The organism is Clostridium sp. ETTB3 (assembly GCF_053571985.1).
The window spans coordinates 2,468,977-2,484,578 of sequence record NZ_CP199832.1 but is presented as its reverse complement, the minus strand read 5'-3'; the positions used below and the strand labels follow the sequence as shown (position 1 = coordinate 2,484,578).

At 24.2% G+C, this 15,602-nt stretch carries 14 protein-coding genes; 11 read left to right on the top strand and 3 right to left on the bottom strand.

What is annotated here, in order from left to right; genetic code table 11:
- Positions 1-3: 3 nt before the first annotated feature.
- The 4 genes from pnuC to ACUN06_RS11920 all read left to right on the top strand — a co-directional run bounded on the left by pnuC (position 4) and on the right by ACUN06_RS11920 (position 3,547).
- Positions 4-699, top strand: coding sequence for a nicotinamide riboside transporter PnuC (gene pnuC, locus ACUN06_RS11935; RefSeq protein WP_449389860.1), 696 nt, complete (start codon positions 4-6; stop codon positions 697-699).
- Positions 700-920: 221 nt separating this feature from the next.
- Positions 921-1,454, top strand: a complete 534-nt coding sequence (locus ACUN06_RS11930; RefSeq protein WP_294127148.1) for a hypothetical protein — start codon at positions 921-923, stop codon at positions 1,452-1,454.
- A 213-nt stretch (positions 1,455-1,667) separates the two neighbouring features.
- Entirely contained in the window at positions 1,668-2,537 is an 870-nt protein-coding gene (gene galU / locus ACUN06_RS11925) for a UTP--glucose-1-phosphate uridylyltransferase GalU (RefSeq protein ID WP_294127146.1), read from the top strand.
- Positions 2,538-2,752: 215 nt separating this feature from the next.
- Positions 2,753-3,547 carry a VanZ family protein gene (locus ACUN06_RS11920; protein WP_412229404.1) on the top strand — a complete coding sequence of 265 codons (795 nt, stop codon included), beginning with the start codon at positions 2,753-2,755 and terminating at the stop codon, positions 3,545-3,547.
- A gap of 114 nt (positions 3,548-3,661) precedes the next feature.
- Here ACUN06_RS11920 and ACUN06_RS11915 read toward each other — a convergent pair whose 3' ends face one another.
- The gene (locus ACUN06_RS11915) at positions 3,662-6,676 is read right to left on the bottom strand and encodes a glycoside hydrolase family 2 TIM barrel-domain containing protein (protein ID WP_449389859.1); all 3,015 of its coding nucleotides are present in this window, start codon (positions 6,674-6,676) and stop codon (positions 3,662-3,664) included.
- A 263-nt stretch (positions 6,677-6,939) separates the two neighbouring features.
- On the opposite strand from ACUN06_RS11915, the gene ACUN06_RS11910 reads away from it, so the two are divergent.
- Positions 6,940-7,779 carry an AraC family transcriptional regulator gene (locus ACUN06_RS11910; RefSeq protein ID WP_449389858.1) on the top strand — a complete coding sequence of 280 codons (840 nt, stop codon included), beginning with the start codon at positions 6,940-6,942 and terminating at the stop codon, positions 7,777-7,779.
- A gap of 91 nt (positions 7,780-7,870) precedes the next feature.
- On the opposite strand, the gene ACUN06_RS11905 is transcribed toward ACUN06_RS11910, so the two are convergent.
- Positions 7,871-9,238 carry an MFS transporter gene (locus ACUN06_RS11905; protein ID WP_449389857.1) on the bottom strand — a complete coding sequence of 456 codons (1,368 nt, stop codon included), beginning with the start codon at positions 9,236-9,238 and terminating at the stop codon, positions 7,871-7,873.
- A 306-nt stretch (positions 9,239-9,544) separates the two neighbouring features.
- On the opposite strand from ACUN06_RS11905, the gene ACUN06_RS11900 reads away from it, so the two are divergent.
- A complete protein-coding gene (locus ACUN06_RS11900; RefSeq protein ID WP_449389856.1) occupies positions 9,545-11,521 on the top strand; it encodes a sensor histidine kinase in 1,977 nt (658 codons plus the stop codon).
- Positions 11,522-11,626: 105 nt separating this feature from the next.
- Here the strand turns inward: ACUN06_RS11900 and rbr are convergent, their stop codons facing one another.
- Positions 11,627-12,223 (bottom strand): rubrerythrin, encoded by a 597-nt coding sequence (gene rbr, locus ACUN06_RS11895; RefSeq protein ID WP_294127133.1) that lies wholly within the window; start codon positions 12,221-12,223, stop codon positions 11,627-11,629.
- Positions 12,224-12,418: 195 nt separating this feature from the next.
- Between rbr and ACUN06_RS11890 the strand changes: the two genes are divergently transcribed.
- The 5 genes from ACUN06_RS11890 (at position 12,419) to ACUN06_RS11870 (ending at position 15,585) form a co-directional block, all read left to right on the top strand.
- Entirely contained in the window at positions 12,419-12,622 is a 204-nt protein-coding gene (locus tag ACUN06_RS11890) for a hypothetical protein (RefSeq protein ID WP_291734434.1), read from the top strand.
- A 325-nt stretch (positions 12,623-12,947) separates the two neighbouring features.
- Complete coding sequence (locus ACUN06_RS11885) at positions 12,948-13,622, top strand: IS607 family transposase (RefSeq protein WP_449390280.1); 675 nt, start codon at positions 12,948-12,950, stop codon at positions 13,620-13,622.
- A complete protein-coding gene (locus ACUN06_RS11880) occupies positions 13,543-14,721 on the top strand; it encodes an RNA-guided endonuclease InsQ/TnpB family protein (RefSeq protein WP_449389855.1) in 1,179 nt (392 codons plus the stop codon). The genes ACUN06_RS11885 and ACUN06_RS11880 overlap by 80 nt, the downstream gene beginning before the upstream one ends.
- A 23-nt stretch (positions 14,722-14,744) precedes the next feature.
- Positions 14,745-14,912: a hypothetical protein gene (locus ACUN06_RS11875; RefSeq protein WP_449389854.1), complete on the top strand. Its 168-nt coding sequence runs from the start codon at positions 14,745-14,747 to the stop codon at positions 14,910-14,912.
- Positions 14,893-15,585, top strand: a complete 693-nt coding sequence (locus ACUN06_RS11870; RefSeq protein WP_294163149.1) for a B-box zinc finger protein — start codon at positions 14,893-14,895, stop codon at positions 15,583-15,585. The genes ACUN06_RS11875 and ACUN06_RS11870 overlap by 20 nt, the downstream gene beginning before the upstream one ends.
- Positions 15,586-15,602 lie beyond the last annotated feature (17 nt).

Here is a 15,602-nt window from a genome sequence, read left to right as displayed (position 1 = left end):
ATTATGGAGAAGATTAAAAGTTATTTTTCAGATTGGACTATGCTTGAAAAGTTATGGTTAATAACAGTATGTACAATTATGACTGTTATTTGGTATATAAATGGGGATTCAGCATTTTTATTAGCACTTACTTTAACAGGATGTCTTAACTTAGTTTTAGGGGCAAAGGGGAAAATAGCAGGATTATATTTTGCAATTATTAATTGTTTATTATATTCATATCAATGTATGGGTGTAAAGCTTTATGGAGAAGTAATGTACAATATGTTATTTAGTATTCCTGTTAGTGCTATAGCAATATATTTATGGAATAAAAATAAAGATGATGATGGAAAAATAAGATTTAAGGTTATGCCAATGAAAGTAATAATAGTAACTTTTGTTGGTACATTAATAGCTGTATTTTTATATGCAAAGGCGTTAAATTTATTAGGTGGAAACTTAGCATTTATGGATTCTTTAACAACTGTAGTTTCTGTTGTTGCCAGTATTCTTTATTTAATGAGATTTTCTGAACAATGGTTAATGTGGGTTGGAGTAAATGCTTTATCAATAGTAATGTGGGTTATGGTATATATATCTGGTGATAAAAGTGCACTTATTATAATAGTTATGAAGGTTACTAATTTATTGAATTCTTTATATGGATATTATAACTGGAAGCACATTGCAAATAATGTTGAAGTAATGGAAGCGTAATTTAAAATTAAAGAAAGGCTATATCAAATAGATTGTGATTTGATATAGCTTATTTATTTTTATAAAGTAAATTTATAAAAAGATGATATAATTTAATATAGAAATAAAATAGTTTATGAAGTAAAAGAAGTTAGTTAATTTTAATAACAATTAAAACTGGGAGTATATTTAATAATAGTATATATGGCATTTTAAGTAACATTGAAAGGAAAATTAGAATTATGGAAGAAAGAGAACAAAAGGAAGAATTTAAAGTAAGGGATTTACCAGAAATTGAAGTTGGACAAATGTTATTATTTGATAGTAAAGATGGCCATATAGATGGACCTGTATTTTATATTAAAGAAAGTTCATATACAATTCAAAAAATTTTAAAAATGAGATCTAAGCTAACAATTAAATTTAAGGATATTATTTTTTATTTTGCATATTCTGAGCCTTTATTAATAATGATAAAGTTAGGTGATAATAATAAATGGATTTATGGGCAATGGTTTAATAAATATAATCCTATAGATAGGGAATTAATAAAAAAAATAGTATTTCAAGATGAGTTAAGGTTTTGTGTTATAGATAATAATAACAATATTAGATTAATTTATAGATATACTAATATATATAAGATAAGCTGGTGGAGTTATTTTAAAATTTTACCTGGAGATAGAAAATGGTCTAAATCAATGTTTGAAAGTGATATTAATGCTATTTTATCTAGCATTAAAACTAAAGATGAATTATTTAATATTGAGAATTAATTAAAAACTTTAATTTAATTTATAATTTCATATAAATAATTATATAAGATAATACAAATTTATAATATGTGACGAAAAATATCGAATAGTTTTTAGTTTCAAATAAAACTTATGATGATATAATGAACTATATTGTTAAAATATAAGAGCTTTAAATAAGAAAAGAATTTATATAAAAATTATAGTAAAAAAGAGGAGAAAAATATAATATTTATGGAAAATAAAATAAGAAAAGCAATAATACCTGCAGCAGGTCTTGGAACTAGATTTTTACCAGCTACAAAGGCACAACCAAAAGAAATGCTTCCAATAGTAGATAAACCAACACTACAATACATAATAGAAGAATGTGTGGCATCAGGTATAGAAGAAATACTTATAATAACAGGAAGAAATAAAAAAAGTATAGAAGATCATTTCGATAGAAGTGTTGAGCTTGAAATGGAACTTGAAAAATCAGGAAAAGAAGAAATGCTTAAAATGGTTAGAGAAATATCAGATATGGTAAACATCCATTTTATAAGACAAAAGGAACCAAGGGGATTAGGGCATGCTATACTTTGTGCAAAAACCTTTGTTGGTAATGAGCCATTTGCAGTATTACTTGGAGATGATGTTGTTTATAATGATAATAAACCATGCTTAAAACAACTTATTGATTGTTATGAGGAATATAAAACTTCAGTTTTAGGTGTTCAAACAGTTGAGCCACAAGATGTTAACAAGTATGGAATAGTTGGTGGATTACATATTGAAGATAGAGTTTATAAAGTAAAAAATCTTATAGAAAAACCAGCAGTAGAAGAAGCACCTTCTAATGTTGCTATTTTAGGAAGATATATAATTACACCAAAGATATTTGAAATATTAGAAAATACTAAACCAGGTAAGGGAAATGAAATTCAGCTTACAGATGCATTACTAGAGCTTATTAAACATGAAGCTATGTATGCATATGATTTTGAAGGAAGAAGATATGATGTTGGAGATAAGCTTGGATTCCTTCAAGCAACAGTTGAATATGCTCTTAGAAAAAAAGAGTTAAGAGATGGATTTATTGAATATTTAAAAACTATAATATAATTATATTCAAATTTTGAAGATAAGAAAATTTTGTAATTTAAATTAAATATCAATTTTAGAATAGTGATAATATGGAGCCATTAATTTATTTTAAATTAAAATAAATCAAGTTTAAAATATATCAAAAATTAAATATACGAATTAACTATATAGGTATATAATTTTATTATAAGGTAATAAATGTATAATAATGATATAGTTAAGGAGTGAAGGGTATGAAGAAGAAATTAAGTATAATATTATGTATATTGTGGATGGGATTTATATTTTATAATTCAAGTCAGCCAGGATATAAATCAAATGAAAGAAGTGTTAAAGTACTTAATGTAATAAAACAATTTAAAAATGATACCCTTAATATTATAAAAGAATTAATAAGTGATGATAAGAGCTCAAGTTTAAATAAGCATATTATATATAATGAAGACAAGGAATTTAATAAGAGTGATAAAAGCTTAAATATTAATTTAGCAATTAATAAGAATGAATCTAATTATACAAAAGTAAGTATTGAAGAAGTTAATAATATTGAAAAAATAAATACAATTTCATTGGCCAGTAATCTAACAAGAGATACTAAAGATATAAATAAAATCGAAAAAATAAATAATATTAAATATAGCAAAATAAGCATTATAAAAATTAAAGCAAAGGATTTTTTTATTAAAGCAAGAGATAAGATAAAAATATTTGTATATAAATACTTTAAAAATTTTAATGTTTTTGTTAGAAAATCTGCACATGCATTTGAATTTTTAGTTCTTGCAATGCTAATATTATGGGCAATGACATGTCATGATGTTAAGGGAATTAAAGCTATATTTTTTACATTATTAATAGTTTTATTTTATGCAATAACAGATGAATTTCATCAATTATTTGTATATGGAAGAGGGGCTAGCCTTAAGGATGTGAAAATTGATTTCATTGGAGGAGTAATTGGAAGTATTTTTTATTCTTTAATTAGTTTAAGACCTAATTTAAAGTCTAAAAAAATTAGAGAAGTTTAATTGTTATTTATTTAATAATTAGAAAAAGTCAAGTCTTTTAAGGAGGCTTGACCTTTTTGTATTAAGTAAAGTATATTATTTTATTTTGAGAGAATTTTATTAAGAGTACCTATTTTATAAAAACTTTAAATAAAAATTATATGAAAATTCTTTTTCATTTAATTGATATCTTTGGTCTAATTCAGGTCCACAGCTATTTGAACCAATTCCACTTTGCTTATAATCAATTATTAAATAAGTTGCATCTTCTTCATTTAATTCAAAGTTATGATTTACAGTAGTTAATTGATTAACTGAATAATGTGAAGCATTAAATGCAAAGTCATTTTCAGAAAAAACTTGTATTTTTTCATGTTCATTATTTATAGAAATATTTCTACAGAAATGGTGGCTACCATTTTCTTGAGGCTTTATATAATCTTCATGCATTTCAGAAACTGTAGAATTAAAGTTACCTAAATAGCATGATAAGTTTTTATCTAAATAACTTTCGTATGGACCAAATCCAAAGTAATTTACATTTTCATATGATTTATTTAATTTTAACTGAACGCCAAAACGAGGTAAGAAAGGAGTTAGCATATTCTTAGTAGCTGCAATGTTACAATTAATTAAACCAGATGAATAAATGCTCCATGTTACCGTAAGATCAAGAACCTTTTCTCTATATGGTGGAATTAAGCATAAATTACTTATTATTTTTAACTTATCTTCATATTCCTTAATTTCATTAGTATATACACGTGTTGAAATTTGATCAAAACCAGCTTCAATCCAAGTATTTTTAATATTTCTATCATTATCTGTTGGAGCTCTCCAAATAAGGAAGTCCATAGGAGCATTTAAAAATACTTTTTCATATAATTTAATATATTCAAATGTTGCAGTATTTTTATTGTAAGTTAAATTGAAATTTGAATTTGAAATATCAATTTTATTAGCACATTCTTTTATATTAAATTTTTCTTTATTAGTTTTAGTATTTAATAAATCATTTATATAAGATAAGTTATTTCCTTCATTTATAATAAATTGATCATGTCCTAAGTTCATATCCTTTTTATAAAGTGATTCATCTTGTTTTACGTTATATTCAAATAAAATAGTGCAAATTCCATTTGGAATATTTGGAACATTTAAGTCAAACCATTTTTCTTCTTTTGGCTTTAAGCTATCTATTACTAAATGCTGAGATGAAATAAGCTCTCCGTTTGCATGAATTTTATAAGTAACATTTAAGAATTCATTAATGTTCTTAAAATCAAGCATGTTTTTAAACTTAACTTTATTATTAGCTTCATCAAAGCTTAAGGCTCTAATTGGCCTGTTAATATTTTTATATTCTAATAATCCAGTATGAGGAGTTCTATCAGGATAAACCAAACCATCCATACAGAAGTTTCCATCATGGTTTCTTTCACCAAAATCTCCACCGTATCCATATGCTTTTTTACCATTTTTACAATTCTTCATAAATAGTGCATGATCACACCATTCCCAAACATATCCACCTATGAACTCATCATGTTTTTGAATAAGTTCATCATATTTTGTTAAGTCACCAGGACTATTACCCATTGCATGTGCATATTCACATAATACAAATGGCTTATCTATTCCTTTTTCAAAATAGGCTTTGATTTCTTCTACACTTGGATACATTCTGCTTATAACATCAAGATTACTAAAATCATTAGTTCTTTGCTTATTAGCATAATGTGCAGCTTCATAATGTATATGACGTGATGAATCTAAATCTTTAGCATATTTTGCTCCAGTTTCAAAATTTATTCCGTATCCAGATTCATTTCCAAGTGACCACATAAAAATACAAGATTTATTCTTAAATGGAACTATGGAAGAATCTATTCTATCTATGATTGATTCTTTATAAATAACATCATCTGCTATCATATTATAATTATCTAAATAGCCTAATCCATATAATTCAACAACTCCATGAGTTTCAATATCAGCTTCACTCATAACATAAAATCCGTATTCATCGCATAATTCATAAAAAATAGGCGCTTTAGGATAATGTGAAGTTCTTATAGAATTAATATTATTTTCTTTCATTAATTTTAAATCTACAATAAGGTCATCATAAGTAATAGCATACCCCTTAAAAGGATCTGAATCATGATGATTAACACCTTTTATTTTTATAGGAACATCATTAATTTTTAAAATAGAATTTTCTATTTTAATTTCTCTTAATCCAACCTTTTCTTTTATAACTTCAGTTTCTGTTTGTAGTAATAATGTATATAAATTAGGATTTTCAGCATCCCAAAGTTGAGCATTTGAAATATTAATTTGTAAGTTGTTTTCTATTATGTTTCCAGAGGAAATAACAGTATTATTGGGTTCTAATAAGGTATAACTAATATTTGGGTTACCAACAGTAGCAAGAATTTCAAGGTTTATAACACCTTCATTAGATAATACGTTTACAGAGGTTGTTAATTTAAAGTCATTAATTCTTGATTTTGACCTTGTTAGTATATATACATCTCTAAATATCCCTGACATTCTAAATTTATCTTGATCTTCAAAATAAGTTCCATCACACCATTTTAAAACTAATACTGTAATAGTATTTTTACCATTTACTAAATAATTTGAAATATCAAATTCAGAAATGCTATGAGATATTTGACTATAGCCAACAAACTTATCATTTATCCAAAAATAAAAGCATGAATCTATACCTTCAAAGTTTATATGATAATCTTGTTTTTCGGAATCAATATTAAAATCAAATTCTTTTTTATAAATTGCACAAGGATTATCAGTAGGTACAAAAGGTGGATTATATGGAATTGGATATTTAACATTTGTATATTGATTATAATCATATCCCTTCATTTGCCATACAGATGGTACATCAATTGAATCAGAAAGGTTGATTTCATTGATATGATTAAAGTCTTTAATTAACTGAAGGCTAGGAAAATAATTAAAATCCCATTTCCCATTAAGTGAAAAAAAGTTAAATTGATTAGTTCTATCCTTAATATTGATTGCTTCAGTAGCATCAATAAAAGGAATGTAGTAACTCCTTCTTTGCATCATATTTACATGATGTATAGAAAGATTTTCATGATATTCATTTAATAATAACATAATTACCTCCAATATATTTAATATGATTATGGAATTAGGAAACATAATGAAATATGTAGGAAATATAATTCCATAAAATTGATTTTAAAAGTTTATTTTTTACTATAATTTAATATTAATATGTAATTTAATCTTTTAAAATAGTTATAAAGCTCTAAAATATGTTATAATGTTTCCAATGTTTTTAAATTGAAGGTGTATATTAAAATTAGAATAAAGTCTAATTTAAATTAGGGGAATTTATAAATTAGGGAGGTATTTATATGCAAATATTATGGAAGAAGTATAGTAAGGAAAATTTTGAAGTTAATGTAGATGAATGTGGAATAGAGCAAGGAATTCCGGGATTTGGATATAAGTATGAAGTATTAAAAAGTGCTGTTGTACATTATATAACAAAGGGAGAAGGAATATTTAAGGTTGATGATAAGGTATACAAGCTGAAGAAAGGTGATATATTTATATTATTAAAAGGAATGAAGGTTGAGTATATGGCATCTATAGATGAACCATGGGAATATCAATGGATTGGTTTTAATGGAGCGAATGCAAGTGAATATTTAAATAGAACATCTATAGTTGATTCTTATGCAGCTAGTTGTAAGGAAGATTCAAAAATTCCTAAGATAATATCAAATATGTGTGAAATATCAAAAGCTTATAATCCATCGGCATCTGATGATATATTATTGTTAAGAGAATTGTATTCATTATTTCATGCATTAATAGAAGAATTTCCAAAGGAATTTGAATATAAAAATAAGGAATTACATACATATATTCAAGAAGCTATTGATTACATTAATATTAATTATATGAATAACATAACAGTTCAAGATATTGCTGAACATGTAAATTTAAGTAGGAGTTATTTATATAAAATGTTTATTAAAAATCTTAAGGTTTCTCCTCAAAATTATCTTATAAATCTTAGGATGTATAAGGCAACATTATTATTAAAAAATACAAAAATGCCTATAGGAGAAGTTGCAAATAAAGTGGGATATAGTGATTCATTATTATTTTCAAAAACATTTTCAAAGCATTTTTCAATCTCTCCTTTAAGTTATAGAAATAATAAGAAAAGTAATAATTGGTTTTAAAAAAATAATATAAAAAAGACAATATGTAAATTAATGATTTGTATAAATTTACCTATTGTCTTTGTTTTTAATAAATTTATTTATAGTTTAATTAGTCACTTAATCTTGTAACTCCATTTCTTAAATCTTCCACAATTGCATCATATTCAGCTTCAGTTAAATTATATCTTCTCAATAATAAGAAGCTTGTAAATATAATTATACATGGAATTAATGTTTGAATTACATGTATGCCATTTAAAGTAAAAGTAGATTGAGTAACATTTGCTTTATAACCTATATATGCTAATATATATCCACATAATGAACCACCAATTGCACTAGAAATTTTACTTTTAAATATATTTAAAGAAAATATCATTCCTTCAGATCTTTTACCTGTTTGCCATTCACCATATTCAACACAATCAGCAACCATTGATGTTAAGGTAATATATCCAGCACCATCAAAAATTCCAGATATAAAGTTTATACCAATCATTGTATATAATGAAGAATATGATAATAAAAATATTAAAAGTGATCCAGTTGCAGAAACTAATAATCCTAAAAGAGCAGTATTTCTTTTACCAAGTTTTTTCGATAAAAATGGAGATACTAGTCCACCTAAAATGCTAGCAACAAGACCAATTGAAGTTACAACAGGAATCATCATTTCTGCATTGAAATTATATTTTATATAATACATAGCAATTGTATTTTTTATTGAACCACTTAATTCTAGTACTAACATTGATAATAATACTATTCTTAATGGTTTATTTGTTTTTAATAAGTTTATAAATTGCTTAAAGCCTTGTTTTTCTTTCTTTGTAGTAGAAGAAGTCTTTAATTCTCTAATACCAAATGCAGTAATCCAAGTAAATAATGTAGCAAAACAAACATAAATTATTGCAACCTTTGTCCAGCTTCCAAAAAGTGAGACTAATGGGATAGTAAGTGTAGAAATAATAAATCCACCAACGTAAGCAATTGTTCTTGCAGAAGTAACTATTTTAGTTTTTCCAGTTGATGATTTAGTGATATTGGCAGATAGTGACCAATATGGAATATCCATTGCAGTAAAAGATATTCCCCAAAATATATATGCAGTATAAATCCAAATGATTTTATTGTTAGCACTTAAATTTGGAGATGAAAAGCACATTATTGTAGCAAGTCCAACAAAAATAGGAACAATAAATAAATAAGGTCGACTTTTACCTATTTTAGTATGAGTATTATCAACAATAACACCCATTATAGGGTCAGTTATACCATCTATGATTCTTGCAATTAAAAATAAAGTACCTATTGCAGCAGCTCCAATACCAAAACTATCAGTTAAAAAGATTAAAAGGTAGGAATTAATTAATGAATAAATCATATTATTTCCTAGGCTTCCAGAACTATAAGTAAGTAAAGTTTTTATAGAAATATCAGTATTTTTTTCGATTTTTTTATTTGCTAAAGTATCCAAACTCTCACCCCTATTTAATAATGAAATATATTCTTAATACCTGTTTAATTAAACTAATTATTATAGAAATCGATTTCTTTTATTGTTATATATATTATTACAAAGTTTTTAAGAGATTAATATAGTATTAAGTTTCTAAAATATTGATTTATAGTTCCTAATTAATATAATAAATTATTTAATTAAAAATTTTATTATATATTACAAAAAACAGAAAATAATAAGTTATTATGAAATAAAAGGGAAAATGTGATATAATTGTAATATAAGAGGTGTTGGATAAAAAGTACTAAGGGTGAGGGAAGAATGAGATATACTAAGGAAATTAATAAATTAAAAATTAAACAAACTAATAGAAAAAAGGAACTTATTATAATTTTAGCTACACTAGCAATTATGTATATTATAGTAAGCTTATTTAAGGTATATGAAAGTAGTGAATTTCAATATTCAGTAGTAAGATTTATTAGAATAATAAATGGATTAATAGCTACAATTTCAATAGCAGTTTGTTTAAATTTATATAAAAAAACAAAGGAGTTATCAATATATATATTATTATTAGTATATATATCCTTTGCAATAACTGTAATTTTTGGACAAATTGATTATGCAACATTTTTAAATTATTCATTTAATGTTACTAATTATTTAACTATTACAGTATCATTGCTTAGGGTAGTAATACTTTCTAGTATTATTATTCCAAATTCAACTATATATAAGATTATAGAAAAGAATAGAGGAAAATCTCTTATATTTGTTATTACATATTCTATATTTGCTTGGATAATAGAAAAGCAATTATTTGTTGGGGGAATTTTTGAAAATAAAAAAACACTAATTATATATACTATATTTTTAAATATATCATATTTGGTAATAGCTATAAAATTATTATTAAAATCAATAAATAAAAATAGAGTGATATTAAATGCATTTAGTATAAGTTTATTAATTGTTGCTATTAAATTATTATATATTACAATGGCATTTAAATATAATAGTTTTAATATGAAATTAATATCGGCATTATTAACATATTTAACTTTTTTTGTAGTTGTTGTAGGAAGTGTAATAGAACTATATTTAATTAATGGAAAGGTAGAACACTTAAATAATGAATTAATTAAATTTTATAATTTAGCTCATTTTAATAGTTATAATTATATGTTTATTTGTGATAGAAATTTAAATATATCATATATGAATAATAAAATTAAAGAACATTATGGACAGGATATTGATGAAAAGTGGTATAAGGAAAAGATATTAAAAAATGATGGTTTTAAAGAAAAAATAAATGAGATTCAGGAAGAGTTAACTAAAAATGGAGCATGGAGAGGATTAGTGAATGTTAGCAATAATAAATGCATATTTGATTGTTATATTCAAATGATATATTCAAGTGAAAATAAATCATTTAATGAAAATGAAATATTAGTTAGCTTTATAAGTATTACTGATAGAATTAAATTAGAGCAAGAATTAGAAGTGCGTAAGCTTAATGATACAAAAAAATCAGAATTTATTTCAACTTTATCACATGAGTTAAAAACTCCACTTAATGTTCTTTATTCTACATTACAATTATTAGAAGGAACAAAATCAAATGGGGCAGATGAGTTTTTAAAGGTGTATGATAAGTATAGTTCTTCATTAAAATTAAATAGCAAAAGAATGATTAGGCTAATAAATAATATTGTAGATACAACTAAGATTGATACTGGTGTAATTAGCCCTAATTTTGGAAATTATGAAATAGTTTCATTTATAGAAAATATAGTTATTTCAACAGTTTCATTTTTGAAATTTAAAAATATAACTATTGAATTTGATACAAATGTGGAAGAGCATTATATAAAGTGTGATCCAAATATGATTGAAAAGGTAGTTTTAAATTTATTATCTAATTCTATTAAATATACTGAACATAGTGGAAGAATTAAAGTTAATATTAATGTAAGTGAAAAAAATGTAGTATTAACATTTGAAGATAATGGAATAGGTATTCCAATAGATATGAAAGATAAAGTATTTGAAAGATTTTTAAGGCTTGATAATTCTTTTAAAAGGTTAAATGAAGGTAGTGGTATTGGTTTAAGTATAGTTAAATCAATGGTAGAAGCACATGATGGATTTATATTTGTAAGTAGTGAATTAGAGAGAGGTAGTATATTTGATATTGTATTACCAAATGTACTAGTTGATAATATGCCAATGAAAATTTATGAATTTGATGAAGCTAATACAGAATTAGAATTATCAGATATTTATAATTAAAAAAATCCACATTTAAGGAAAGATTAATTATTAAAATTTTCTTTAAATGTGGATTAATGTTATATAATATTAATATTTTTTTATAAATTAATTGAATATGAGTGATTATTTATCTTCAAAAGGAGATTCATCAAATTTAATAAAATATCCTTGAGGATGAGAACATACTGGACATTTTGCTGGTGCTACTAGACCTTCATAAATAAATCCACAATTTGTACACATCCAAGCTGAAGTAATTGTATCTTTAAACAATGAGCCACTTGAAAGCTTTTCAGCATATTTTTTAAAGCGTTCAGAATGAACATTTTCAATAGAAGCTATATTAGTAAATAGATTTTCTATATCAGAAAAACCTTCTTCTTTTGCAACTTTGGCAAATTCAATATAAATATTTTTACCTTCATTTGATTCATTTTTTTCAGCTTGTTTTAGTAAAGTTAGCGTTGATTTTTCTACTTCTACTGGATAAGAAGCTGTGAATTCAATTTCACTTCCAGAAAATTCTTTTAATTTTTCCATGAATTGTTGAGCATGAGCTTTTTCTTGGTTAGCTGTATAAATAAATAAGTCATGTAAAATAGGGTATCCCTCTGTTTTAGCTACTTCAGCAGCAAATGTATATCTATTTCTTGCTTGACTTTCGCCTGCAAATGCTTTTAATAGATTTTCTTTTGTCTTACTTGTTTTAAAATCAATCATTGAAATTTTACCTACCTTTATTAAATTTTAAAATATAAAATCATAGTTAATATACTTTTATTCTTGTCGTTGTAAACTTTTTTTATACTTAGCATAAATAAAGATAAATAAAAAAAATATGAATTAAAAGAATATATTGCAATTAAGATGGGAAAAATTCGTAATGATATTGTTTGGTTTGTAAGAGGTGAGTATGTGATTAAATATATTTTTATTATTGGATTTATATGTTTAATATTTATAGTTATTTTTTCATTATTGAAAGTAGCAAGTGATTTTGATGATGAAATTGAAAATAGTTATAATAATTTTTATGAATATGGTTATTTAGATGAGAAGTATGATTATTATGATAATAAATATAAGAAAATAATAGATAATCATGATGAAATACAATAAAAAAGTTAAATTAAAGAAAGTGAACCTAGTGAAAATTTTACTCTACGCTAGGTTCATTTATTTTATAATTGATTTATGGCATTTAAATTATATGATATAATTATAATAATATGAATAAAAGACAAGATAATTTAGAATTTATAATTTTGGTTTATCAATAAGGTAAATAAAATGGAGATAATTATGGTTAAGTAAAGTGATGTAAATTATAAATTGATATTAATTTATAATAGAAGGAGGAATATATAGTCAATTAAAATATTGACGAATGTGTTTAAAAGTATTAATGTGTGCTCAAGAAGTGATATTAATGAACAGTAAACACATAACAAATTACAAACCAAAAGATTTTGCTGAATTACTTGGAGTGAGTGTAAAAACCTTGCAACGTTGGGATAGAGAAAACATATTAAAGGCAAAAAGAACACCAACAGATAGAAGATATTATACTTACGAACAGTATTTAGAGTTTAAAGGTATCAATAGTGCTAACAATAATAGAAAGACGATTATTTATAGTAGAGTTTCTACTAATGGGCAAAAAGATGATTTAAAAAATCAGATAGAATTTCTTTTAAACTTTACATCTTCCAAAGGAATAATAGTAGATGAAATAATTGAAGATATAGGTAGTGGATTGAATTACAATCGTAGAAAATGGAATAAACTTATTGAAGAATGCATGGAAAATAAAGTTGATTCTATTATAGTAACTCATAAAGATAGATTTATTCGCTTTGGATATGATTGGTTTGAACGATTTTTGAGTAAATATAATGTGAAAATAATAGTTGTAAACAACGAATTACTTTCACTACAAGAAGAATTAGTTCAAGATATAATTTCAATATTACATGTTTTTAGTTGTAGAATCTACGGATTAAGAAAATATAAGAAAAATATAGAAAAGGGTGAAGAAATTGCTAAAAGCCTACAAAGTAGAGATAAAACCAACAACAAAACAAATACAGAAAATCAATCAAAGTATTGGAGTTTGTAGATGGCTATATAATGAATATTTATCAATGAACAATCAACTATATACTAAATACAAAGATGGATTCATTGATAAGAAACAGGTGTTTATGAGTGCCAATGATTTTGATAAGTATATAAATAATGAAATCAAAGTTTTAGATGAATACTCTTGGATAAATAATTGTGGTTCTAAAGCTAGAAAAAAAGCTATACAAAATGCCGAAATCGCTTATAAAAGGTTTTTTAAAGGTAAAGCTAAGTTTCCTAAGTTTAAAAAGAAAAATAAATGTGATGTTAAATTATACTTTCCTAAGAATAATAAAGGCGATTGGAAAGTGGATAGACATAAAATAATGATACCTACATTAAAAAACGTAAGGTTAAAGGAGTATGGCTACATTCCAATAGGCTCAAAAATTATTAGCGGAACTGTATCAAAGAAAGCAAATAGATATTATGTGTCTGTAATAATAGATGTAGAAAATATCCCACAGAAAAATACAAATCAAGGTATAGGAGTTGATTTGGGCATAAAAGATTTTGCTATTTGCAGCGATAAAATCATTTATAAAAACATAAATAAAACTCAAAGAGTTAAGAAGTTAGAAAAGAAATTATTAAGAGAGCAAAAAAGACTTTCAAGGAAATATGAAAGTTTAAAATTAAGAAATAAAAAAGAGAAGGGAGAAGCTACTAGACAAAATATCCAAAAACAAATAGCTAAAGTACAAATACTTTATCAAAGACTTAACAATATAAGAACTGATTATATAAATAAAGTTGTAAGTAATGTGGTGAGAAACAAACCATCTTATATTACGATAGAAGATTTAAATGTTAAAGGAATGATGAGGAATAAGCATTTATCTAAAGCGGTTGCACAACAAAAATTTTATGAATTTAGAAATAAACTAGCAAATAAATGCAATGCTTTTGGTATAGAATTAAGAATTGTTGATAGATTTTATCCTTCAAGTAAACTATGTCATAAATGTGGTTCTATAAAAAAAGATTTAAAACTTAAAGATAGAATTTTTAATTGTGATTGTGGGTATGTTGAAGATAGAGATTATAATGCAAGTCTTAATTTAAGAGATGCAAAAATCTATAAAATAGCTTAAACAAACTTTATAGATATGTACCGATGGCTAAGTCGGGAATTTACGCCTTTGGAGTGATATATCAAACTAAAGTAGTCTATGTTTATCAAGACAAAATAGGTCACGTTGAAAAAGGAAAAATCTCAATATGGATACGTTTGTCCATATTTCGAGTAGCAGAATTAATTAGAGATGAATTGTTTAAAGCATGAAAATAGAGAAGCAATAGCAATGTGTGTTAAATGCCATAAGCTTATTTGTGAAGAATGTGCAGTAAAAATAAATAATAAATATTATTGTAAAGAATGTATTTCAGAAATGTATTCAAACAAAGAAAATGAAATATATAATAAAAATGAAGTTATTGATGATTTTCAACATTTAAATGATAATGATGAGAGTAATTTATTTTTAAATACAAATGTTGATTTTCAAAGCAATATAAATAAAAATGTATCAAATAAATCTTTTATAAGATATAAGGGTATAGGAAGTATTTTAGGGGTAATAGCTATAGTAATTTTAATACCAAGGGTAATTAGTGCTTTTAATGAATTTGGAAACTGTTTTGAAAATATGTATCTTTCATTTAGATACGATAGTGGAGTTAGGGCTTTTCTATTTTTAATAAATTCAATATTAATATTAGCACAACCATTAATACTTATAGCATTATCAGCATTATTATTTAGTGATTTTATAAAATTTAAGAAAACCATAAGAATAATTACACCTATAATTATAGTTTCAGTATTTACATTACTAATATTTATTATAGGTAGTATAGCAATAAGGTTTATAGATTTTATACCTTTTATAGATTTAATATATTATATAATACCAGTAATTTTAATTATTATAGGAAATTGCATAAATGAAAAATAACTTAACATTTTAAAAAT